The 21,509-nt window shown below is 67.2% G+C and carries 20 protein-coding genes; 8 read left to right on the plus strand and 12 right to left on the minus strand.

The features are described from left to right. Positions 1–93 precede the first annotated feature (93 nt). Entirely contained in the window at positions 94–1,053 is a 960-nt protein-coding gene (locus VK92_RS18950; RefSeq protein WP_048023218.1) for an AraC family transcriptional regulator, read from the minus strand. 231 nt (positions 1,054–1,284) lie between these two features. Beyond that, a complete protein-coding gene (panE, locus tag VK92_RS18955) occupies positions 1,285–2,232 on the minus strand; it encodes a 2-dehydropantoate 2-reductase (RefSeq protein ID WP_048023220.1) in 948 nt (315 codons plus the stop codon). A gap of 237 nt (positions 2,233–2,469) precedes the next feature. Here panE and VK92_RS18960 point away from each other — a divergent pair, with 237 nt between their 5' ends. Continuing rightward, complete coding sequence (locus VK92_RS18960; RefSeq protein ID WP_048023222.1) at positions 2,470–4,023, plus strand: methyl-accepting chemotaxis protein; 1,554 nt, start codon at positions 2,470–2,472, stop codon at positions 4,021–4,023. Between the two features lie 25 nt (positions 4,024–4,048). On the opposite strand, the gene VK92_RS18965 is transcribed toward VK92_RS18960, so the two are convergent. Then, on the minus strand, positions 4,049–4,726 hold the full coding sequence (locus tag VK92_RS18965) for a response regulator transcription factor (protein WP_048023326.1): 678 nt from the start codon (positions 4,724–4,726) through the stop codon (positions 4,049–4,051). A gap of 397 nt (positions 4,727–5,123) precedes the next feature. On the opposite strand from VK92_RS18965, the gene VK92_RS18970 reads away from it, so the two are divergent. Further along, a complete protein-coding gene (locus VK92_RS18970) occupies positions 5,124–5,618 on the plus strand; it encodes a hypothetical protein (RefSeq protein WP_048023223.1) in 495 nt (164 codons plus the stop codon). Between the two features lie 25 nt (positions 5,619–5,643). Here the strand turns inward: VK92_RS18970 and VK92_RS18975 are convergent, their stop codons facing one another. The 8 genes from VK92_RS18975 to VK92_RS41905 form a co-directional block, all read right to left on the minus strand. Then, entirely contained in the window at positions 5,644–6,150 is a 507-nt protein-coding gene (locus VK92_RS18975; RefSeq protein ID WP_048023225.1) for a hypothetical protein, read from the minus strand. Between the two features lie 132 nt (positions 6,151–6,282). Then, complete coding sequence (locus VK92_RS18980; RefSeq protein WP_104767138.1) at positions 6,283–7,704, minus strand: sigma-54 dependent transcriptional regulator; 1,422 nt, start codon at positions 7,702–7,704, stop codon at positions 6,283–6,285. Between the two features lie 109 nt (positions 7,705–7,813). Continuing rightward, a complete protein-coding gene (locus VK92_RS18985; protein WP_021156315.1) occupies positions 7,814–8,398 on the minus strand; it encodes a hypothetical protein in 585 nt (194 codons plus the stop codon). A gap of 154 nt (positions 8,399–8,552) precedes the next feature. Further along, a complete protein-coding gene (locus VK92_RS18990; RefSeq protein ID WP_048023227.1) occupies positions 8,553–10,247 on the minus strand; it encodes a chemotaxis protein CheA in 1,695 nt (564 codons plus the stop codon). Positions 10,248–10,291: 44 nt separating this feature from the next. Continuing rightward, on the minus strand, positions 10,292–10,573 hold the full coding sequence (locus tag VK92_RS18995; RefSeq protein WP_011354481.1) for a hypothetical protein: 282 nt from the start codon (positions 10,571–10,573) through the stop codon (positions 10,292–10,294). 74 nt (positions 10,574–10,647) lie between these two features. Next, positions 10,648–11,238 carry a hypothetical protein gene (locus VK92_RS40260; RefSeq protein WP_060280444.1) on the minus strand — a complete coding sequence of 197 codons (591 nt, stop codon included), beginning with the start codon at positions 11,236–11,238 and terminating at the stop codon, positions 10,648–10,650. A gap of 111 nt (positions 11,239–11,349) precedes the next feature. Next, on the minus strand, positions 11,350–11,673 hold the full coding sequence (locus VK92_RS19005) for a hypothetical protein (protein ID WP_048023229.1): 324 nt from the start codon (positions 11,671–11,673) through the stop codon (positions 11,350–11,352). An 817-nt stretch (positions 11,674–12,490) separates the two neighbouring features. Further along, positions 12,491–13,171 carry a hypothetical protein gene (locus VK92_RS41905; RefSeq protein ID WP_131723264.1) on the minus strand — a complete coding sequence of 227 codons (681 nt, stop codon included), beginning with the start codon at positions 13,169–13,171 and terminating at the stop codon, positions 12,491–12,493. A gap of 271 nt (positions 13,172–13,442) precedes the next feature. On the opposite strand from VK92_RS41905, the gene VK92_RS19010 reads away from it, so the two are divergent. From VK92_RS19010 to VK92_RS19030, 5 genes are read left to right on the plus strand one after another with little or no spacing between them, the layout of a single operon-like run. Next, on the plus strand, positions 13,443–13,772 hold the full coding sequence (locus tag VK92_RS19010; RefSeq protein WP_048023329.1) for a hypothetical protein: 330 nt from the start codon (positions 13,443–13,445) through the stop codon (positions 13,770–13,772). Continuing rightward, positions 13,765–14,772 (plus strand): UDP-glucuronic acid decarboxylase family protein, encoded by a 1,008-nt coding sequence (locus VK92_RS19015; RefSeq protein WP_042977503.1) that lies wholly within the window; start codon positions 13,765–13,767, stop codon positions 14,770–14,772. Before VK92_RS19010 ends, VK92_RS19015 begins: the two co-directional genes overlap by 8 nt. After that, on the plus strand, positions 14,769–15,758 hold the full coding sequence (gene galE, locus VK92_RS19020; protein WP_048023230.1) for a UDP-glucose 4-epimerase GalE: 990 nt from the start codon (positions 14,769–14,771) through the stop codon (positions 15,756–15,758). The genes VK92_RS19015 and galE overlap by 4 nt, the downstream gene beginning before the upstream one ends. 35 nt (positions 15,759–15,793) lie before the next feature. Then, positions 15,794–17,197, plus strand: coding sequence for a UDP-glucose dehydrogenase family protein (locus tag VK92_RS19025; RefSeq protein ID WP_048023231.1), 1,404 nt, complete (start codon positions 15,794–15,796; stop codon positions 17,195–17,197). A gap of 26 nt (positions 17,198–17,223) precedes the next feature. Then, a complete protein-coding gene (locus VK92_RS19030) occupies positions 17,224–19,899 on the plus strand; it encodes a glycosyltransferase (RefSeq protein WP_048023232.1) in 2,676 nt (891 codons plus the stop codon). 42 nt (positions 19,900–19,941) lie between these two features. Here the strand turns inward: VK92_RS19030 and VK92_RS19035 are convergent, their stop codons facing one another. Further along, positions 19,942–20,865 carry an AraC family transcriptional regulator gene (locus VK92_RS19035; RefSeq protein WP_027789521.1) on the minus strand — a complete coding sequence of 308 codons (924 nt, stop codon included), beginning with the start codon at positions 20,863–20,865 and terminating at the stop codon, positions 19,942–19,944. A 181-nt stretch (positions 20,866–21,046) separates the two neighbouring features. On the opposite strand from VK92_RS19035, the gene VK92_RS19040 reads away from it, so the two are divergent. Further along, the gene (locus VK92_RS19040) at positions 21,047–21,508 is read left to right on the plus strand and encodes a (2Fe-2S)-binding protein (RefSeq protein WP_021162969.1); all 462 of its coding nucleotides are present in this window, start codon (positions 21,047–21,049) and stop codon (positions 21,506–21,508) included. Position 21,509: the final 1 nt, after the last annotated feature.

Here is a 21,509-nt window from a genome sequence, read left to right on the forward strand (position 1 = left end):
TTTTTCGTGGGTGAGCAAGCCCCTCGCGACGCGGGCGGCGCGATCGGCTGGGTGAAACGGCGTGGAAAACTCGGGCGGGCGGCGGCCCGGCGATCATCCGGGCTGCGGGGCGAGTTCGGGCGCGCCGGGCGTCACGACGCGCGGCGGCAGCGGATTGCCGGTGGGTGCCGCGTGCAGCGCCAGTTCACGGCTGCGCGCGTTCAGGCGCTGCAGTGCGCGGAATTCGGACGGCGCCATCCCCTTCACCGCGCGGAACTGGCGGTTGAAGTTCGACACGTTGTTGAAGCCGGCCTGGAAGCAGATATCGGTGATGTTCGCGTCGTCGGCGAGCAGCAGCTGGCACGCGGATTCGATCCGCAGACGATTCACGTACTGGACGAACGGCATGCCCGTCTGGCGATGAAACGCGCGCGAGAACGCGCTGACGCTCTGCCCGGTCAGTTGCGCGAGATCGGATTCGCGCAGCTCGGACGCGAGGTTCTTGCCGATGTACGACAGCGCATGGCTGAGCCGCGTCGGCGTGACATCGGCCTGGTCGTACGCGGGGCTCGCGAGCAGCGTGCGTTCGGCCGCCCCGCACAGCCGTTCGAGGATCGTCATGAACAGCGCGATGCGGCGCATGCCGCGCGCGGCCAGCAGTTCGTCGAACAGCGGCGCGATCGCGGCGCTGGTCGCCGCGTCGAAGCCGACCCCGCGCCGCGCATCGTCGAGCAACGCCTGCGCGTCGCGGCATTCGGGAAACGCGTCCATGCAGCGGCGCACGAATACCGGATCGAACTGGATCACGAGGTTGCGGCGTTCGACGGTTTCGCCTTCGGCCATGTCGCTGACCCAGTTGTGCGGCAGGTTCGGGCCGAGCAGCACGAGATGGCCGGGGCCGAACGAGCCGATGTGGTCGCCGACGAAATACTTGCCGCGCGTCGCGACGATCAGGTGCAGTTCGAATTCGGGATGGAAGTGCCAGCGGATCGTGCGATACGGATAACCGTGCGACCAGACCTTGAACGACTCGTCGCGTCGCACTTCGACCACTTCCAGATCGGGGTGCATCATGTGGGCGTCTCCATTCCCGTGTCTCGCCGGCCGGTTCGTTTTGCGCGTGCGCCGCGTATTTCACGCGGCGACGCGACCGGTCGCATGGGAAGCAATTTAGGTCGATCGAGCGCGCGGCTCCACCAACTTTACGCCTGATTTTCGATACTTTTTTGCCCATTCCGGCCGCAAATGGCGCCGGATGGCAAATTTGTGCAGTGCGGAACGGCCGCGCGGCCGCCCGCCCGGCGCTTACGCGGCCGCGTGCTCGCGCGCGGTACGCGCTTCGTACGCCTTCAGGTGGTTGTACGCGATCCGCAGCAGCGACAGCCCATCGGCCGCCTGCGGGTCGCGGCGCGCGAGCAGGTCGCCGATCACGTGATCGGCTTCGACGCGCGCATGGTTTTCGACGTCGCGCAGCATCGACGCGGTCAGCGGCGACGGCGTCAGCACCATCCGCTGCATCCGCTCGATGGCGGCCGGATCGGGCCGGTGGCCGTTGTGCTCGGCAATCGCACTGCATTCGCCGAGCATCGTCTCGAGCAGGCGGCGGCCGTCCGGCGCGGCGAGAATGTCGCCGACCGACGCGCGGAACAGCGACGTGCTCGCGGCGAGCGTCGCGAGGAACACCCATTTTTCCCACATTCGCGCGGCCACGTCGTCACTGAGCGTCGCATCGAACCCCCCGCCGCCGAGCACCTCGGCCACCGCGCGCACACGCGGCGATTCGCCGCCCGCGAGTTCGCCGAACGTGACCCCGTGCGTGTCGTTGAGGTGCACGACGCGCTGCTCGCGATCGAGCGTCGCCGCGATCACGCACAGCCCGCCGAGCACCTGCGCGGCGCCGAACCGCTCGCGCAGCACGTCGAGATGGCGCATCCCGTTGAGCATGGGCAGGATCAGCGTCTGCGGGCCGACGAACGGCGCGAACGACTGAATCGCGTCGTCGAGGCTGTACGCCTTGCAGCTCAGCAGCACGAGGTCGAACGGCGCGACGCCGGCACCCGCGTCGCCCGCGCGCACGGTCTGCACGTTCGCGAGCGTCAGGTCGCCGCGCGGGCTGCGGATCAGCAGCCCGTCGCGCGCCAGCGCGGCCGCGCGGCCGTCGCGCACCAGGAACGTCACGTCGCGCCCCGCCGCGGCCAGCCGGCCGCCGAAATATCCGCCGACCGCGCCGGCCCCCACCACCAGAATCCGCATCGTTACCTCCTTTCGGTTTCATTCGCCGCCGCGCCGCGCGCGGCGCGTATTCAATCGCCCCGACAGTATAGCGACGCCCGTTATGCATATGCATAGATACCCTTGCTGGTGTCGAAGGCATCGGCAAGGGTGCCTCATAGGGATAACCCGCCTACGGCGACGCACGTCGGGCGCCGTCAAGATACTTATCCCGTCACGCCGCCCCGGCGAGCTTCCACGACTGACCGACCACACACCATGCGCAACCTTTCCCTGAATCAGAAACTCGCCTCGATGATCGTCATCCTCTGGCTCGGCCTGCTCGTGATCGCGGGGCTCGGGGCCTGGCAGACGCGCGCATCGATGATCGCGGACCGCCGCGACCAGCTCGCGTCGCTGGTCGCGCAGGCCACGAGCGTGACCGATCATTACTACAAGCTGTCGCAGCAGAACGCGCTGCCGGAAGCCGACGCGAAGCAGAAGGCGCTCGAGGCGATCGCCGCGATGCGTTCCGGCGCCGACGGCTACATCTCCGTCAACGACTCGAAGCCCGTGATCGTGATGCATCCGATCAAGGCCGACCTCAACGGCAAGGACGTGTCGAATTTCACCGATCCGAACGGCAAGCACCTGTTCGTCGAGATCGTGAAGGCCGGCAACCTCGAAGGCGGCAAGGGCTTCGTCGAGTATCTGTGGCCGAAGCCGGGCGCCGACAAGCCGCAGGAGAAAACCAGCGCCGTGCAGCGCTTCGCACCCTGGGACTGGTACATCGTGACCGGCATGTACATGAACGACGTGCGCACCGCCGTGCTCGAAAGCGTCGGCCGCTGGCTCGCGATGACGACCGTGCTCGGCGGGATCGCGACCGCCGTGATGGTGCTGGTGCTGAAAAGCGTGCGCGCGAACCTCGGCGGCGAGCTGGAAGTGGCACTCGACGCCGCGCAGCGCATCGCGCAGGGCGACCTGACCGCGCACGTCGCCGTGAAGCACGACGATCGCGGCAGCCTGCTGCACGCGCTGCACACGATGCAAGGCGGGCTGATCGACATGGTGTCGCGCGTGCGGATGGGTACCGAGAACATCAACGTCGGCGCAAGCGAGATCGCGTCGGGCAACACGGATCTGTCGCAGCGCACCGAGGAACAGGCGGCCGCGCTCGTGCAGACCGCGTCGAGCATGGACCAGATGACCGCGAACGTGAAGCAGAACGCGGACAGCGCCGCCCAGGCCGCGTCGCTCGCCGGCCAGGCCGCGCAGGTCGCGACGCGCGGCAGCGCGGTGGTTGACGACGTCGTGCGCACGATGAACGAGATCACCGACCGCTCGCACAAGATCGGCGACATCATCGGCGTAATCGACGGGATCGCGTTCCAGACCAACATCCTCGCGCTGAATGCGGCCGTCGAAGCCGCGCGCGCGGGCGAACAGGGCCGCGGCTTCGCGGTGGTCGCGGCCGAAGTGCGCTCGCTCGCGCAACGCTCGGCGACGGCGGCGAAGGAAATCAAGTCGCTGATCGTGTCGTCGAACGAGACCGTCGAGCAAGGCGCGGCGCTCGTCACGCACGCGGGCGAGACGATGGCCGAGATCGTGCAGTCGGTGCGGCGCGTGAACGAGATCCTCGACGAGATCAGCCATGCGTCGCGCGAACAGAGCGCCGGGATCGAGCAGGTCAATCGCGCGGTGGGCGAGATGGACCAGGTCACGCAGCAGAACGCCGCGCTCGTCGAAGAAGCGGCGGCCGCCGCGCATTCGCTGCGCGATCAGGCCGAGGCGCTGCGGGACGCCGTGACGCGGTTTGCGCTGCCGGCCTGACGGCGGCCGCCCGGCGCACGCTTGCTCACGCGGCGTCGCCGGGCCGTGACGCGGCGGGGCCGATGCCGAGCCCCAGCCCCGCCGCCCGCTGGACCAGCTCGACGTCGTTGTTCGCGCCGAGCTTCTTCATCGCACTGATCTTCTGCGCGCTGACCGTCTGCTTGCCCTTGCTCAGACGCTGCGCGATCGTCTTGATCGGCACCCCCGACAGATACAGGCGAATGACCTCGATCTCGCGCGCCGACAGCTTCACGGGCGCATCGCCGCGCTCGCCGGCCGCCTCGATCGCGCGCCTGACGAGCGGCGACAGGTAGCGCCCGCCGCTGTAGGCCGAATGAATGGCCGTGACGATATGGCCAACCTCGTCGAACTTGCTGACGACGCTCACGCCGCCGATCGCGAGGATCGACCCGACGATCAGCGGATTCTCGTTCGCGACCAGCACGACGACCCCGACGTTCGGACGCGTGCGCCGCAGCCAGTCGAGCAGCCCGAGGCCGTCCATCTGCACGTCCCCGCGGATCGCATAGTCGACCAGCACGACATCGCAGTCGACGCCGCCGAGCGACGCGGCCAGCTCGGCCACATTCCGGCACACCGCGACGAGCTCGATCGCGCAGGCGCTGCCTGCGACCTGCTCGATGCCGGCCAGCGTCAACGGCCAGTCGTACGCGAAGACGATGCGAACGTTGAATTTCCTCATGCGTGGTTCCCGGTGGTTCATCGGCCGCGCGACGCGCAACGCGCACGGCCGGTTTGGCGTTGATCGGACGTTCAGGCTATTTTTAGCCTGAACGATGATTCTATGAAGCCGCACGCGGACGGGATATCGGACGGTAACGGGATTGGTCGTCAGGGACGTAATACGAGTTTGAATTTGCGCCGGTTCGAGCGGCCGTCCCGGAGCGGCCGGCACCTGGAAACATCGGCCGGATGGCCGGCGTGGCGGGCCACACGGTCCATCCGGCCGGCCAGCAGGTAAAATCGACGCCTTTGCATGCCGCGCCGGGCCGCCGGCGGCGAGCGACGCGCCGATGCCGGCCGCGCGCCACCGCCCTGCGCCCGCGCCCGTACTCCGGTGGCCCCGCCCCGCTTTCCTCATGACCGAATCCGACCTGCAATCCGACGACACCTCCATCCACGAAGACGGCCTCTGGCGCGACAACGGCTGGACGGCCCGCATCATCAAGAACGAAGACGACGACGGCTGGGCCGTCGAAATGATCAAGGACGGCGAGTCCGAGCCCGCGCTCGTCGGGCCGTGGACCATGGGCCGCGACAAGAAGAACCCGAAGCCGATGGACGCGAACGCGTTCCGCACGCTCGTGAAGACCGCGACCGAGGTGCTGATGCGCCACAAGCAGCAGCGGCGCGCGATGCTGCACAAGGAAGTGACGGTTCAGGGCGAGGACGGCCAGGATGTGTCGGTGACGCTCGACATCGTGCCGGACGAATTCGAGCCGTACGCGCAGCTCAAGGCATTCGATCCGTATGGCGAGCTGCTGGCCGAAGCCAAGGTGTCGGCCGGTTTCAAGCTCAACAAGGCCAGTGCCGAGCGCTGGGTCGCCTCGGGCTTCGAGCGGCCGGCCGCCTGATCGCGCGGCATGCCGCGCCGCGCGATCAGGCGCCGGCGCCCCGCCGCGCGCGCTGCAGCCGGCGCGCCGCCAGCTTGCGCCGCACGAGCTGCTCGAAGTGCCGCGTCGCGACCTGCGGATCGCGCGCGGCCAGCCCGAGCGCGTTGCGCGCGAGCTGGATCGGCGTCAGCACGAGGCCCCACGGCAGCCCCCACCAGCCGAACGCGGCCGACGCCAGCAACGCGACCGCCTGCTTCCTGCGGCCGCAACGCCGGCAGCACACGTGGTGCCGTGTCGCCCAGCGCGTGACGAACAGCAGCGACACGACGCGATGCGACGCATGGACATCGACCGGCCGGTCGTCGCGACGGCAGATCGGGCACGGCCCGTAACGCCAGTCGTGCACATACTCCCAGACCTTCGCGTCGGGCACCCGCTCCGCCTCGACGACGATCGGATGCGCGCGGGCGCACGCCGGACGGCAATAGCGGCGGCCGTCGATCGACCGCCCGCCGACCAGGAACGTCCTGCCGCAGTGACTGCACTCTGCCACGGTAACCTCGGATAAGCGTGATGCGCCGCATGCCGGCCGCGCGCGCATCGCCGCGCCGGCGGTCCGGACGGGCCGTTTCATGTCTTAACGGCCGACGTCGCGCGGTCTTGAGCGGCTGCGCGCCGCGGCGTGTCAGCCGTGCAGCCCGTGCGCGGTCATCAGCCGGTACAGCGTCGCGCGCGAGATGCCCAGCTCGGCCGCCACGTCGGCATGCTGGTGGCGGTGGCGCATCAGCGTTTCCTCGATCGCGCGCCGCTCGGCCCGCCGGCGCGTTTCGGCGAGCGTCGGCGGCTGCCGCGACGTGTACTGGTGCAGCTCGAGATCGGCGGCCGAGATCATCGGGCCGTTCGTCATCACGACCGCGAGCCGGATCCGGTTGATCAGCTCGCGCACGTTGCCCGGCCACGGATAGTTGTGGATCGCTTCGACCGCGCTCGGCATGAAGCCGCGAATCCGTTGCGCATTGTCGCCGCGATAGCGCCGCAGCACATGGTCGGCGAGCAGCATGATGTCGCGGCCGCGCACGCGCAGCGGCGGTTCGTCGATGCGCAGCACGCACAGGCGGTAGTACAGGTCGGCACGGAACCGCCCCGCCTGCATCGCGGCCTCGAGATCGACGTGGGTCGCCGACACGATCCGCACGTCCACCGGAATCGACGCGTGCCCGCCGAGGCGCTCGATCGTGCCTTCCTGCAGGAAGCGCAGCAGGCTCGCCTGGCTCTCGAACGGCATGTCGCCGATTTCATCGAGAAACAGCGTACCGCCGTGCGCGGCCTCGATACGGCCGATCTTGCGCTGGTGCGCGCCCGTGAACGCGCCGCGCTCGTGGCCGAACAGTTCGGCCTGCAGCAGCGTCGACGGAATGGCCGCGCAGTTCACGGCGACGAACGGCGCGTCGGCGCGCGACGACTGCTGGTGAATCGCCGCCGCCGTCAGCTCCTTGCCGGTGCCGGACTCACCGGCGATGAAAACGGTCGCCTCCGTATTCGCGACCTTGCGGATCGTCGCGAACAGCCGGCGCATCGCGTCGCACGAGCCGATCATCGTGCCGCCGGGGGGCGCCGCATCGGCGTCCGGGCCGCCGTCCGCGAGCCTCAGCATCCCGTACGCATGGCCGACCAGATAGCCGATCGTCGTGTATGCCGTCGCGTTGCGCACGTAATCGAAACAGCAGTGGCGAATCAGGCGCGCGATGGAAATATCCCGCAGCCGCTCGTCGTCGGCGAACGCGAGCCAGCCGACGCGCGGGTCGCGCAGCAGCGCCTCGAACGACGTGACGTCGGGCGACGCGAAGCTGCCGAAATCGACGATGCCTGCATGCAGACGGTTCGCCCTGACGAGATTCAGTGCGTCCGCAACGGTTTTCGCGCGCCACACGTCCCAGCCGCGCGACGCGAGACAGTCGACGAGCGCGGCGTCGTGCTGCTGCGACAGGTAGACGAGCGGCCGCGACGGCACGACATGGTTGCGCCGGACGGCAATGAACGGCGCCGTCCCCGCATCGCGTTCGAGATCCTGCGGGCCCGACACCCTGATCTGGCAGCAATAGTTCACGATGGCCTCGTGGCTTGGGTTGGTTGTCGAAACGGCCGTTGCCGGATCGCGTGGAGCGGGGCACCGTAGTCCCGCGACACGGCGCCGGGCCGTCTCGGACTGACGTTCGTTATCGGCAGAAAACGACGCGCTGCGTGTAGATCTGCGGCTCGACGGCCGGCTTCGCGGAGCCGTTGAGGTCGTCACGATAGGCACGGTAGGTCTTGCCGTTCACCGTCACTTCCGTCGCACGGGCCGTCTCGATCGAGTTGAGCCCGTTGCGCTGCCAGCCGCTCACCTGGTCCGCCGCCGTCACGCTCGCATCGCCCGCGATCTTCTGCGTGATCGCGCTGCCGTCGCTCCACGGCTGCGTCTGCATGTCCTCGGCATGCTGCATCGCGCCGACCGTCTTGCCGGTCGGCGTCGGCCCCCTCTGCGCCTCGAACGGCGCGCCTCGGCCGTACACCGGCGATTGCCACGACGGTGCGTGCCCCTCCTCCGGCATCATGTAGATCATCTGCGGATCGCCGATCATCATCATCGGCGCGCACGCCGTGTTGTCGGCGCGACCGAGCGTCGTCAGCGCCTGCGCGACGCTCGTGGCGTTTGCCGCGGTCTGCTCGCCCAGGATCACGAAGACCGCCGGGTTCTGAAATACCGCCTGTGCTGCGGCTTGTGCGCTGTACAACAACAGAGCGACCAAAAAGATCCTCATGATTGAGGCCTCCTTGCATCCTCGTCAGGCAAAAAGAGGTGTTGACCTCGGGGATGGGATCAACACCCGTCAAACAGGAAACGACCGTCGGGCCTCGGGTCCGGACGGCTCCCGTGCGCCGCCATTCCGGCGCACGGGAGCCGGACCCGCGTGCTTACGACGACGTGCTCGTCGAGATGACGGCCGGAGCCGGCACGACCGGTGCGGCCGGGGCGGCCTGCTGGTCGACCGGAGCCGCCGGCAATCCTTGCGCCGGATCGGACAACGCCGGCATCTCGGCGGGCTGCGCGGCGGCCTGGTCCGGCACCTTCGCGTCGGCTGCCGGCATGTCGGCAGGCGCTGCGGCCGCGGCGGCGGCAGGTTGCGCGGGTTCCGGTGCGGGCGCTTCCGCGGCGACCGGCGCCGGTTCGGCAGCCTTCGCATCGGCTGCCGGTGCGGGCATCGCGGCCTCGGCTGCGGGCGCCGCGACGACGGCAGCGGCCGGCGTCGTATCCGCAGCCGGCGCGGCAGCGGCCTGCGCTGCGTTGTCGGTCGCGGCCGGCATCGGCTCCGGTGCCCTGTCGGCGACGGGCTGCACAGGCTCGGGGGCCTTGTCGGCAATTGCCGGTGCGGGTTCGGGCGCCTTGTCGGCAACCGCCGGTGCGGGCTCCGGTGCCTTGTCGGCAACCGCCGGTGCGGGCTCCGGTGCCTTGTCGGCGACGGGCTGCACGGGTTCGGCGGCCTTCGTGTCAGCGACCGGCGCGGCAGGCACCGGCGATGCCTTGTCCGCAACGGCCGGCGCGGCAAGCACGGCGGCAGCCGGCACGGCGGCGATCGCGGCCGCCGGTACGACCGAGGCTGCGGGCGCGGCGGCGACGGCGGGTGCGGCAGCCACCGCCGGCGCTGCAGCGACGGCCGGTGCCGCGGCTGCAACGGCGGGTTTGGCAACGGCAGGGGCTGCGGCAGCAGCAACGGCCGGTGCGGCAACAGCCGGTGCGGCAACGGCCGGCGCGGCGGCAACCGGCGCGATCGACGGCACGGGCACGGGTACCGGCACCGACACGGGCGCCGCCTGCACCGAGGTCGTCGCCACCGGGCGGGCCTGCGCCGGTGCCGGCGCGGCAGCGCCCAGCGGCGGCAAGCCCATGCGGTCACGCACGATCGGATCGCGATACTTCACGTCGTCGGCGACCGTCGCTTCCACGCTCGGCGCCACGTTCGAACGTGCGAGCGGCGTCGTCGTGCCCGGGCACAGATGCCCGGTCGCTTCCACCGCACGCCGGTTCGCGTCGCTCTGGCAGAGCAGCGCGAGCGCCACGTCGGTCAAGCCCATCGCACGGAATTCACGCGCATCGAGACGCCGCACGCAGGCCTGGTCGACCAGCGTCGTGCCGCCCGTCGCGCCGAACCCCGGGAACGACACGCCGACGCTCACCGATCCCATGCAGGTATCGGACAGCGTGGTCGTGAGGCCCGGCGCCTGGATCGCGGGGTTCGTCTTGATCGTCTGCGTGCCGGAGTAGTTGACGTTTTCCGACGACTGGGTGTTGTACGGGTTGGTGCCGGGCGCGCCGGACGACTGCAGCGACTGCGGCGTCACGTTCGTGCCGCCGCTCGTGCTGGACGGCATCGTCACGTTCACGTTCACGCTCGAATTGCCGCTGCTGCGAACCCCGCTGGAGCTGGTGGCGTTGCCGCCGCGCGAGCTCGTGGTGTTCGTGTTCATGCTCGAGCCGCCGCCCTGGCTGACTGCCGTCGACGACGTCGACGACTGCGCGCTCGAAGTCGAATCGGCGGTTTGCGCTTGGGCGCCGATCGTGGTCATCGCGAACATCGCAGCGCATGCCACCTTGATCCTGTTGCTGTTCATTTCACTCTCCGGACGAGGTTTTACCTCCCACCCAGGCAACCGTACTAATTCCCCTGATTCCCTTCAGCTTTGCCTGCTTCCCCGAACTGCTTCCAGCCGTTGCCCAGCTGGGACCACGAGCCGGCCGACATGCCCTGCCACTGCTGGGCGTCTGGTCCGCCGATGGCACTGCCCGAAGAAAGCGTTTGTTGTTCTGACGGTTTGGTTGTCTGGTCAGGGTTGTTTGACGTCTGCAAATTCGATTGCACGTCGTTGGCAATACGGTCAGCGCCATACGCCGTCAGAGACGCGAGCATCAGAGCGGCGGCAATCAGTTTCTGCTTCATGCCAACTCCTTACGTGACAACAATGTGGGCAAAAGAGACCAGCGTCGCTGGGAAACTGGTCCCCCCACACCTGACTAATGACTGCTTCCGGTCGCACTTGAACTGGCGTTGCTTCCGCCCGATGCGGACGGCGAGCCGGCCGGACCGGTACTCCACACGGTCGACGAGTTGTAGTGATTCGAACCCGCGATCGCGCCTGACCCCGCACTGCCGGTCAGCCCAGCGGCACCCGCGTTGGCATTGCCCTGGTCGTTCGCGCTGCTGGCCGTGTAGTGGTTGGCGCCCAGCACGATCGTGGCACTCACCCCTCCCGACAGCGCATTCGCGTTCTCGTTCGTTTTGCTGTTTCCACCGTACGAGCCTGCGGCACCGATACCGCCGCCTGCCGCGAACGCGCCCCCGTTCGTGCCCGAACCGCTGGCCGTCGAGGTCGTGTTGTGGAAAGCGGACGCCGTGCCGGCGGAACCAGCGGGTGTCACCGTACTGCCCGCGTTCGCGCCCGCCGTCGAAGTCGAATTGCTGGTATAGCTGCCGGAGCCGACCAGAACCGAACCGGAAACACCCGCCGCAACGGACTGTGTCTGGTTGGTCGTGGAGGAACCCGCTGCCAATGCAGCCGACGATATGACGGTGAGCGCTGTCGCGAAAATGACTTTGGCTTTCATAGCAATTCCTTGCTGTGAGTAAGTTCGGCGGTGGCGGAGCCGGGTCTACCCCCATCGAGCGGAACCCGGCATCCGTACCGCCAGCCAATGACGAACGCTACGCGTCGCGGCTTAGTGGTGATACGTCCAGCCGATCGAGCCGGCATTCGCACCGCTGGTGCCGCCTGCTTGTGCGCCGCCGAAGCCGAAACCGCCAACCGACGACGATTGCGTGTGGTTCGTGTACGAGATCGAACCGCTGCCAGGGCCACCTGCAAGTGCGCCGGCTGCACCGAGTGCAGAGCCGGAATCGGTCGCGGTGAAATGGCCGAAGCCGGCAACGCCTGCCATCGTCGAACCGCCGCTCGACGAGCTGCTGCTCGACACCGTGCCGCTGCCTGCGAACGCTGCACCCGAAACCGCCAGAACTGCTGCTGCAATCAGAAGCTTCTTCATGGTCGACTCCAAAACGGCGTGGACGGAGTGAGTCAGGAAGATCGCACGCCATCAACCTTCCTGACTTGAGCAATCCTAGAAATTAAGGATCACTATCGAATTAAGAAATCACGATGCCTTTTCAATTTCTGTTTTTTGCGAATTTTGCCAGATGAAGCTTAGTCTCGTGTTTTTTAGTTATCCAAATTTTTTTGTTAGGTGTTTTCTATTATTTTTATGAACATTGGATTTATTAAAAAAACACAATCAGCCTGACAAGCCGGAAAGATGCAGACACATTTCCGGCCTGCGATATTCGATACCCCGCCGGTCGGCGTGCCGGTACGCGGCACTCCATGCCGGAATCGAAAATTCGCGAATACATTAACCACCGCAAATGCAGCGACGTTGAAAAATACGCCTTTTATTCAGGCGACAACGGGCCTGCATTGCAGCCACGTGGCATGCCGTCTCCCTGAGCTGTCGACGAAAGGTCTTCCGGATAATCCGGCCGACGGGCGTTCGATCTAATCCGGCCGGCGCCGGCATGGGCCAGGCGCGATCGAAGCGGCCCTGCACGGCCGAAGACGAATCGGCATCACGCTGTCCGGCACGAACAGCCTGATCCATCCCGATGAACTGAATGAAAGTGAGTGTCGCTGTCGCCCGACTGCCGTGCGGCGCGACAACCGCGCCATCACGCGAAGCGCGCGGCGGGCAAGAAACCGGGACAACGCAACCCGCGATGCTGGCACAGCGTCGCGAGCGTCACCCCGGCCTTTCCGACTACCCCACTGATGCGCAAAGTACGCGCCGATCAACCTACAGCTTATGGTCTTCATCGCCGTTTCCCCGACTGCTTATTGACGAGTTGGCCGCCCCACCTGTTCGTTGCTTCGTGTCGACCGCCCGCCGGTGCGTCCAGTACCGCAAGCAGCGTGCCACACGTTATTCCACCGGAGATTGCGCACGGCGAGCGGCCGTCACGGCAGCCCGCATCGCCGGGAACGACATTTTTTGTTTCAGGAATGTATCGCAATGGCGGTTTGACGCCCTCGGCGCTTGTCGAGCGCCACGACGCAACTGCCGGATTTGACGGACGAATCCGGCTCGCGGCCGTGCGTCTGATGGTCAGATGAACGAGTGTTTCAAACTTGAGAAGCACATGGCCGCGCAAGGCCGGCGGCGCCGGCATTTCCGCTTGCGAACCGTGGGGCGACACGCAAATGGCCCCCTCGCGTGCCATCACAAACGAGAATCGATTCGGCCGACACAATGCCCGGAGAGCCCGGTACATCAGCCTCCTGCATGACGTCGGCACGCGTTTCTCCGGATGACCGAAACGAATTTGATTCATTCGTGAAAATACCGACAGGATCACACGCCGCTCGAACGTCGAAATAACCGTAAAAATTAAAACTTTCGCACCGGCGTAATAATTAAAACAAATGAAAACACGCGGCCTCACCCGGACGCCATACAACATTTTTTCACTTTCATTCCCCAGCCTTTCATTCACCCAATCTCCAGGTTGGCTGCACGTTCAAGAAACGTTTTTATCCCTTTATCCGCTCATTTCTCATTGATGAAACATTCCCGCTCAACATCCGCTTGACGAAGCGAATCCCGCAAAAGCCTGATTTATCGCGTGTTTCGTCGTATCGAATCGCATCGATCCGGCAATCGGCCTGCGGGCTTTTCTGGCCCCACGATTCACGCATGAAACAGAAGCGCGCATATCACGCAGCAATCTCGCCGCCGCGCCCGTGCGCATCGTGCCGACATCGTTCATGGCATGCCGATTGCCTGATATCCGGCTCTCACCGAGCGGCACGCCGTGGCACAAGATCACGAACGGCGGCCTGCTCGTCAATCAGCGTATCGGGGAAAAGGCGATGAAGATCACCACCGATCGATCGACGCTTGCGTCGTTCAAGCTTCAACGGGGTAGTCAGCGAAACCGGAGTGCCTGTCGCGGCGCTTCGTCAACCTCCGTACATGCGAACCGGCGCTTGCCGAAGCGACACCCGTGCAGCGGGATGGAACGCGTGCGCGCCGCCGTCGAACTGATCGACGTGTGGTTCCCCGAGCTGAACGACGAAGGTGAAAGCCATGAATGACAGGGTCACGCTCGAGACGCGCGCCGGGCAGCGTGTCCTCGTCACGGGCGGCGCCGGCTTTCTCGGCAGCTATGTATGCGAGCGCCTGGTCATGGAAGGCGCATCCGTCACGTGCATCGACAGCCTGCTGACGGGACGCAAGCTCAACGTCGCCGACCTGAAGGCGTCCGGCCGCTTCGAGTTCGTGAAGGGCGACGTCTCGCTCGGCCTGCCGCAACTGCAGGTGGACGAGATCTGGAATCTCGCGTGCGCGGCATCGCCGCCCACCTACCAGATCGATCCCGTCCACACGATGATGACGAACGTGCTCGGCATGCACCACTGCCTCGCGCTCGCGCGCAAGACGGGCGCGCGCGTGTTCCAGGCGTCGACCAGCGAGATTTACGGCGACCCGGCCGTGCATCCGCAGACGGAAACCTATCGCGGCAACGTCAACACGATCGGCCCGCGCGCGTGCTACGACGAAGGCAAGCGCGCGGCCGAGGCGCTGTGCTACGACTACTACCGCATGCACGGCATCGACGTGCGCGTCGCGCGCATCTTCAACACCTACGGCCCGCGGATGTCGCCGCGCGACGGCCGCGTCGTGTCGAACTTCATCGTCGGCGCGCTCAACGGCGCGCCGCTCGAGATCTACGGCGACGGCATGCAGACACGTTCGTTCTGCTTCGCGACCGATCTCGTCGACGGCTTCTTCTGCCTGATGAGTGCCGAGCGCAACATCGGCACGCCGGTCAACCTCGGCAACCCCGGCGAATTCACGATGCTCGAACTCGCGGAGAAAGTGCTCGCGATGACGGGCTCGAAATCGGAGATCCTGTTCCGGCCGCTGCCGATTGACGACCCGCACCAGCGCAGGCCCGACATCTCGATCGCGGCGGCCGAGCTCGGCTGGCGGCCGGCCGTCGATCTCGACGAAGGGCTGCGCCGGACCGTCGACTATTTCAGCCGGGAACTGTGGCTCGAGCCGGTGCTGCGCATGACCGGGGCCACGGCATGAAGGTGCTCGTGACAGGCGGAGCGGGCTATATCGGCAGCCATACCTGCAAGGCGCTCGCGGCGGCGGGACACGAGCCGGTCGCCTACGACAATCTGTCGACCGGCCATCGCGACGCCGTTCGGTGGGGGCCGCTCGTCGCGGCCGACATTCTCGATCGCGACGCGCTGTCGAAGGCATTCGCCGTGCATCGGCCCGACGTCGTGATCCATTTCGCCGCGCTCGCCTACGTCGGCGAATCGGTGCTCGCGCCCGAGCGCTATTACACGGTCAACGTCACGGGCACCTGCACGCTGCTGAGCGCGATGCGCGCGGCCGGCGTCGGGCGGATCGTGATGTCGTCGTCGTGCGCGACTTACGGCATTCCGGATGCGCTGCCGATCTCGGAACGCACGCCGCAGCGGCCGATCAATCCGTACGGCTTCACCAAGTACGCGATGGAACGGATGGCCGCCGATTTCGAGCGCGCGTACGGAATCAGGTGGGTCGCGCTGCGCTACTTCAACGCGGCAGGCGCGGACCCTGACGGCATGATCGGCGAATGCCACGAACCGGAAACGCACGCACTGCCGCTCGCGATCCGCGCGGCGCTCGGCACGGGCGACGCGTTCCAGGTGATGGGCACCGACTACCCGACACCCGACGGATCGGCGATTCGCGACTACGTGCACGTGAGCGACCTCGCCGACGCGCACCTGCAGGCGACCGCCTATCTGTGCGGCGGTGGCCACAGCGTCGCGTTGAATCTCGGCACCGGCAAAGGGACGTCGGTGGTCGACGCGCTGCGCGCCGTCGAAGCCGTGACGGGCCGCCGCGTGCCGACGGTGACGGCCGCGCGCCGCCCGGGCGACCCGCCCGAGCTGTACGCCGACGCCACGAAAGCCGCGCTCGTGCTCGGCTGGCGGCCGCGTTTCACCGCGATCGAACCGATGGTCGAACACGCCGCGGCCTGGTTTCAGAAAGCACTGCAAGTCGAATCCGGCAAGTGAGCCGGTTTCCTTGAACGCCACCCAGGGGAATCACCATGAATGTGCGGATCGCCATCGTCGGCACCGGTTACGTCGGGCTGGTGAGCGGCGCGTGCTTTGCGGATCTCGGGCATGACGTCGTCTGCATCGACAACAATCGCGGCAAGATCGACGCGCTGAACGAAGGCCTCATGCCGATCTACGAACCGGGCCTCGACGCACTCGTCGCACGCAACGTCGAACGCGGCACGCTGCGCTTCAGCAGCGACCTCGCGGCGAGCGTGTGCGACCGCGACGCGGTATTCATCGCGGTCGGCACGCCGACGCTGCCGGGCACCGACCAGGCAGACCTGCAGTACGTCGAGGCAGCCGCGCGCGAGATCGCGTCGAACCTGACCGGTTTCGCAGTCGTCGTCACGAAGTCGACGGTGCCGGTCGGCACCAACCGGGTCGTCAAGCAGATCGTCGAACGCCACGCGCCGGCAGGTGTCGACGCGGCGATCGCATCGAATCCGGAATTCCTGCGCGAAGGCTCGGCGATCGACGATTTCATGCATCCGGACCGCGTCGTGTTCGGCGCCGAGCATCCGCGCGCGATCGAGATCATGAAGGCCATCTATGCGCCGCTCGAAGCGACGGGCCACCTCGTGCTCGCGACCGAGATCGAAACGGCCGAACTCGTGAAATACGCGGCGAATGCGTTCCTCGCGGTGAAGATCAGCTACATCAACGAGATCTCGGACCTGTGCGAAGCGGTCGGCGCCGATGTCGAACTGGTCGCGAACGGGATGGGCCTCGACCGCCGCATCGGCGCATCGTTCCTGAAGGCCGGCCCCGGCTGGGGCGGCTCGTGCTTTCCGAAGGACACGCGCGCGCTGAAGGCGACGGCGTCCGAACACGCGGTGCCGCTGCGCATCGTCAGCGCGGCGATCGAATCGAACGCGCTGCGCAAGGAGCAGATCCTGCGCCGCATCGAGAAGGCCTGCGGCGGCTCGATCAAGGACAAGCGCATCGCGGTGCTCGGCCTCACGTTCAAAGGCCAGACCGACGACGTGCGCGAAAGCCCGAGCATCGACGTGATCCAGCTGCTCGTCGGCGCGGGCGCGCATATCCGCGCGTACGACCCGGCGCGTCCGCACGAAGCGTCGCGGCTGCTGCCGCAGGTATTCATGGAGGGTTCCGCGATCGACGCGGTGCGCAGCGCGGACGCCGTCGTCGTGATGACCGAATGGAAGGCGTTCGAGGCACTCGATCTCGCCGACCTCGCGGATCACATGGCCGATCCCGTGATGCTCGACATGCGCAACCTGTTCAGCGAACGGCTGGCCGTCGACAGCGGCTTTCGCCGCTACGAACGCGTGGGCCGCTCGTGCGGCGAACGCACGCCGGCGGCCCCGGAACCGGAACAACAGCACGCCAGCGAGGACACCCGGCCGCAACGCGGCCTGCTTCAAGACTGATGATCTGACCTTGACGGGAGAACACCATGAAGAAGCTGGTCGCGTCGCTTGCCGGCGGCTCCGTGCCGGATACCGCCGATACCGCCGATACCGCCGATACCAACGAAACCGACACCGAGGCCGTTCGCACCGCCTCGCAGCAGGCAGACGTCCCGCTCGTCGTCCCGTTGATGGACAGCGGGACCAGGATCGTCTTCCACATCCTCGCGCTGTGCTGGTTCGTCGCGCTGGGCATCTTCTGGCGCTGGTGGCTGCGCGACGAGCACTACGTCGACGCATTCCGCTTCGGCGTCAACTGCTTCGTGCTGTTCTGGACCACCTTCATTCCCGGCTACTTCATCTTCATCATCCGCTCGGCGGTCGTGCCGAACCCCGCGCTGCCGGTGCCGCGCGACTGGCGCGTCGCGATGGTCGTCACCAAGGCGCCGTCGGAGCCGTTCGACATCGTCCGCACGACGCTGCTCGCGATGCTCGACCAGACCTACCCGCACGATACGTGGCTCGCGGATGAAGACCCGTCGCCCGAGACGCTCGACTGGTGCCGCGAGCACGGTGTATTCGTGTCGACGCGGCGCGGCATCGCCGCGTACCACCGCGCGAACTGGCCGCGCCGTACCAGATGCAAGGAAGGCAATCTCGCGTACTTCTACGACATGGTCGGCTACGACAACTACGATTTCGTGTCGCAGCTCGACGCCGACCACGTGCCGACCCGCACCTATCTCGAGGAGATGCTGCGGCCGTTCGTCGATCCGGAAGTGGGCTACGTGTCGGCACCGAGCATCTGCGACAGCAACGCGGCCGGGAGCTGGAGCGCACGCGGGCGCGTGAACGTCGAGGGGCCGCTGCACGGCACGATGCAGGCCGGTTATGCGGGCGGGCTCGCGCCGCTGTGCATCGGCTCGCACTATGCGGTGCGCTGCCGTGCGCTGCGCGAGATCGGCGGGCTCGGGCCCGAGCTCGCCGAGGATCACTCGACCACGATGATCTTCAATTCGAAGGGCTGGCGCGGCATGCACGCGCTGAACGCGATCGCGAACGGCGAAGGACCGCGCACGTTCGGCGACCTCGCCACGCAGGAGTTCCAGTGGTCCAAGAGCGTGATGATCATCATGCTGCGCTACACGCGCCACTATTTCACGGGGCTGCCGCTGAAGCTGAAGGCGCAGTTCCTGTTCTGCCAGCTGTGGTACCCGCTGTGCGCGCTCGCGATGGCCGGCGGCGTCGTGATTCCGGTCGTCGCGCTGCTCACCGGCCGCGTGTGGGCGCACGTCGACTACCTCACGTACCTCACCTACGCGCTGCCGCTGGCCGTGCTGCTCCTGTGCGTCGTGACCTGGGCCACGCGTTCGACCCAGTCGTGCCGCCCGCTGAATACGAAGCTGCTGTCGTGGGAAGGGCTGTCGTTCGTGTTCGCGCGCTGGCCGTGGGTCGTGCTCGGCTGCGCGTCGGCGGTGTTCGACTTCGTGCGCGGCAAGGAATTTCCGTTCAAGGTCACGCCGAAGGGCGGCACGATCGAACAGGACGCGCCGCTGCGCGTGGTCGCGCCGTACCTGCTGATCTCGCTGTTCTGCAGCCTGCCCGTCGTCACGGTCGAGAACCCGCGCAATGCTGCGGGCTTCTATCTGTTCTCGACACTGACGAGCATCCTGTATCTCGTGATCGCGGCCGTCGTCGCGGTGAATCACGGCAGGGAGCAAGGGCTCGAATGGTCGGCGTTCCGGCAGATGTTCTTCAGCCGCCTGCCCGTGCGCAACGCGCTGTTCGTGTTCGCGCTCGCGATGCTGCTCGCGGGCATCGGGCTGCGCGCGCCGAAAGGCTGGCAGGCGATGATGTGGCGCTCGGGCCTGCCGGCCGTGGTCGCGCCCGCGCCGGGCGAGCCGGTGAAGCAGCCCGAACTCGGCGCTTACGATCCCGACAACACGCTCGCGACCAACCGGGATCTCGCGTTCGACCATGTGTTCGTGTCGTGGAACGCGCCCGACATCCGCGCGGAAATCGACGCAGCCTACCGGAATGCGCAGGCACGGAACCGCTCGCTGATGCTGACCGTCGAGCCCTGGGCGGCGGGCGACACGCGCCCGGGCGCGCTGCTCGCGGATATCGCGCACGGGCGCTACGACGCGCAGATCGCGGCCACCTGCTCGGCGCTCGCCGCGTTGAAGGGCCCCGTGTTCGTGCGCTGGGGCCACGAGATGGAGGCCGACACCGGGCGCTATCCGTGGGCCATCGGCGATGCGCCGGCCTACGTGGATGCGTACCGGCGCGTCGTGACCACGTGCCGCACGATGACCGACCAGCTCCGCTTCGTGTGGTCGCCGGCCGGCAACCGGAACCTCGACGACTATTTTCCGGGCCGCGGTTATGTGGACGCCATCGGCCTGTCCGTGTTCGACTGTCCGCGCTGCGCGACCTGGCCGGCCGGCGGCCATGCGTCCGCCGCGAGCATCCTGCGGACCAAATACGAGCGGGTGACCGATTACGGGCTGCCGGTGATGATCACGGAGCTCGGCGTCGACGGGTCCGGTTCGCGCAAGCGCAAGGCACTCGACGAACTCCAGCGGTCGCTGTGGCGCTATCCGCTGCTGAAGGCGGTCGTGTATTTCAACGCGGTCGATACGCCGGGCGCGTGGCCGGCGCATTACGTGCCGGACTGGCGGATCGCGCCGACGTTCCTGCAGACGACGGTGGTTGCCCGATGAAATGAGGTCACCGGCAACCGGCCGCGCGCCGGCTGCCGGCCGTCAGCCGAGCAGTTCCTTCTTCCGCAGCTGCACGACGTCGCGCATCGGCGGCGCGCCGAACAGCCGGCTGTATTCGCGGCTGAACTGCGACGCGCTTTCGTAGCCGACGACGGCCGCCACCGACCCGACATCGCCGCCCTGCCGCAGCAACAGCCGCCGCGCCTCGTGCAGCCGCAGCTGCTTCTGGTACTGCAGCGGGCTCAGCGTCGTCACGTGCTTGAAATGGTGGTGCAGCGACGACACGCTCATGTTGACCGCCTGCGCGAGCGACTCGACGCGCATCGGCTCCGCGAAGTGATCGCGGAGCCATTCGATCGCGCGCGCGATCCGGTGCGTCTGGCTGCCCGCGATCGCCATGTGCCGCAGCCGCGTGCCCTGCCCGCTCGTCATCAGCCGGTACAGCAGTTCCTTTTCGATCAGCGGCGCGACGACCGGAATGTCGGCCGGCGTATCGAGCAGCCGCGTCAGGCGCAGCGCGGCATCGAGCAGCGGCGGCGTGAGCTCGGCGAGCGCGATCCCCTCGCCTTCGGGGCCCGCGTCGGGTTCGGGCAGCCGCATCTCGGCCGCGAGCTCGACGATGCGCTGCGGATCGAGCGTCAGCGACAGGCACAGGTAAGGCGCTTCCGGCGACGCGTGCGTCACGCGCGACAGGATCGGCAAGTCGATCGATGTAATCAGGCAATTCTGCGTGTCGTACTCGTAAGCCTGGCCGGCGACGATCACGCGCTTCGCGCCCTGCGCGGCGATCACGAGCGCCGCGCGCGACACGCCGCAGCCGAGATCGACCGGCCGCGAATGCCGGTGCAGCATCAGGCCCGGCACGGCCGTCGAATGCGAGCCGTCCGCCGGCGCGAAACGGCCGATCAGCGTCGCCAGCTCGCGCCGCCCGGATTCGCGCGACGTCACGATATCGGTCATGTCCATGACACTTCCTCGATAGATTTCCCCATGTCGCGGGAGCATAGCGAAACCGCCCGGAGCCTGCCGGGGATTTGCAGGATTGTTCAATAAATTTGCAGGATTGGGTAGACGCAAAAACCGGCGCCTCGCGCACACTGCCCGCTAACCGGGCGCATGCCGGGTTTTCCCCACGGAGACAATCAAAATGCCAACCTCGTTTGTCCTGAACGGCAAGAACGTCACGCTCGACGCCGATCCGTCGATGCCCGTCCTCTGGGCGATTCGCGAACACGCGGGACTCACCGGCACGAAGTTCGGCTGCGGCATGGCGCAGTGCGGCGCGTGCACGGTACATCTCGAAGGCCAGGCCGTCCGCTCGTGCGTGCTGCCGCTCGCCGGCATCGCGGGCAAGCACATCACCACGATCGAAGGACTGCAGAGCAAGCCCGCGCAGGCCGTGCAGGCCGCCTGGGTCAAGCTGCAGGTGCCGCAGTGCGGCTACTGCCAGTCCGGCCAGATCATGTCGGCCACCGCGCTGCTCGAACAGAACCCGAAGCCGACCGACGCGGACATCGACGCCGCGATGAACGGCAACCTGTGCCGCTGTGCGACCTACGCCCGCATCCGGGCGGCGATCCACGACGCGGCCGCGACGCTGGGAGCCTGAC

Source organism: Burkholderia sp. LK4 (assembly GCF_001043615.1).
Classification (GTDB): Bacteria; Pseudomonadota; Gammaproteobacteria; order Burkholderiales; family Burkholderiaceae; genus Burkholderia; species Burkholderia cepacia.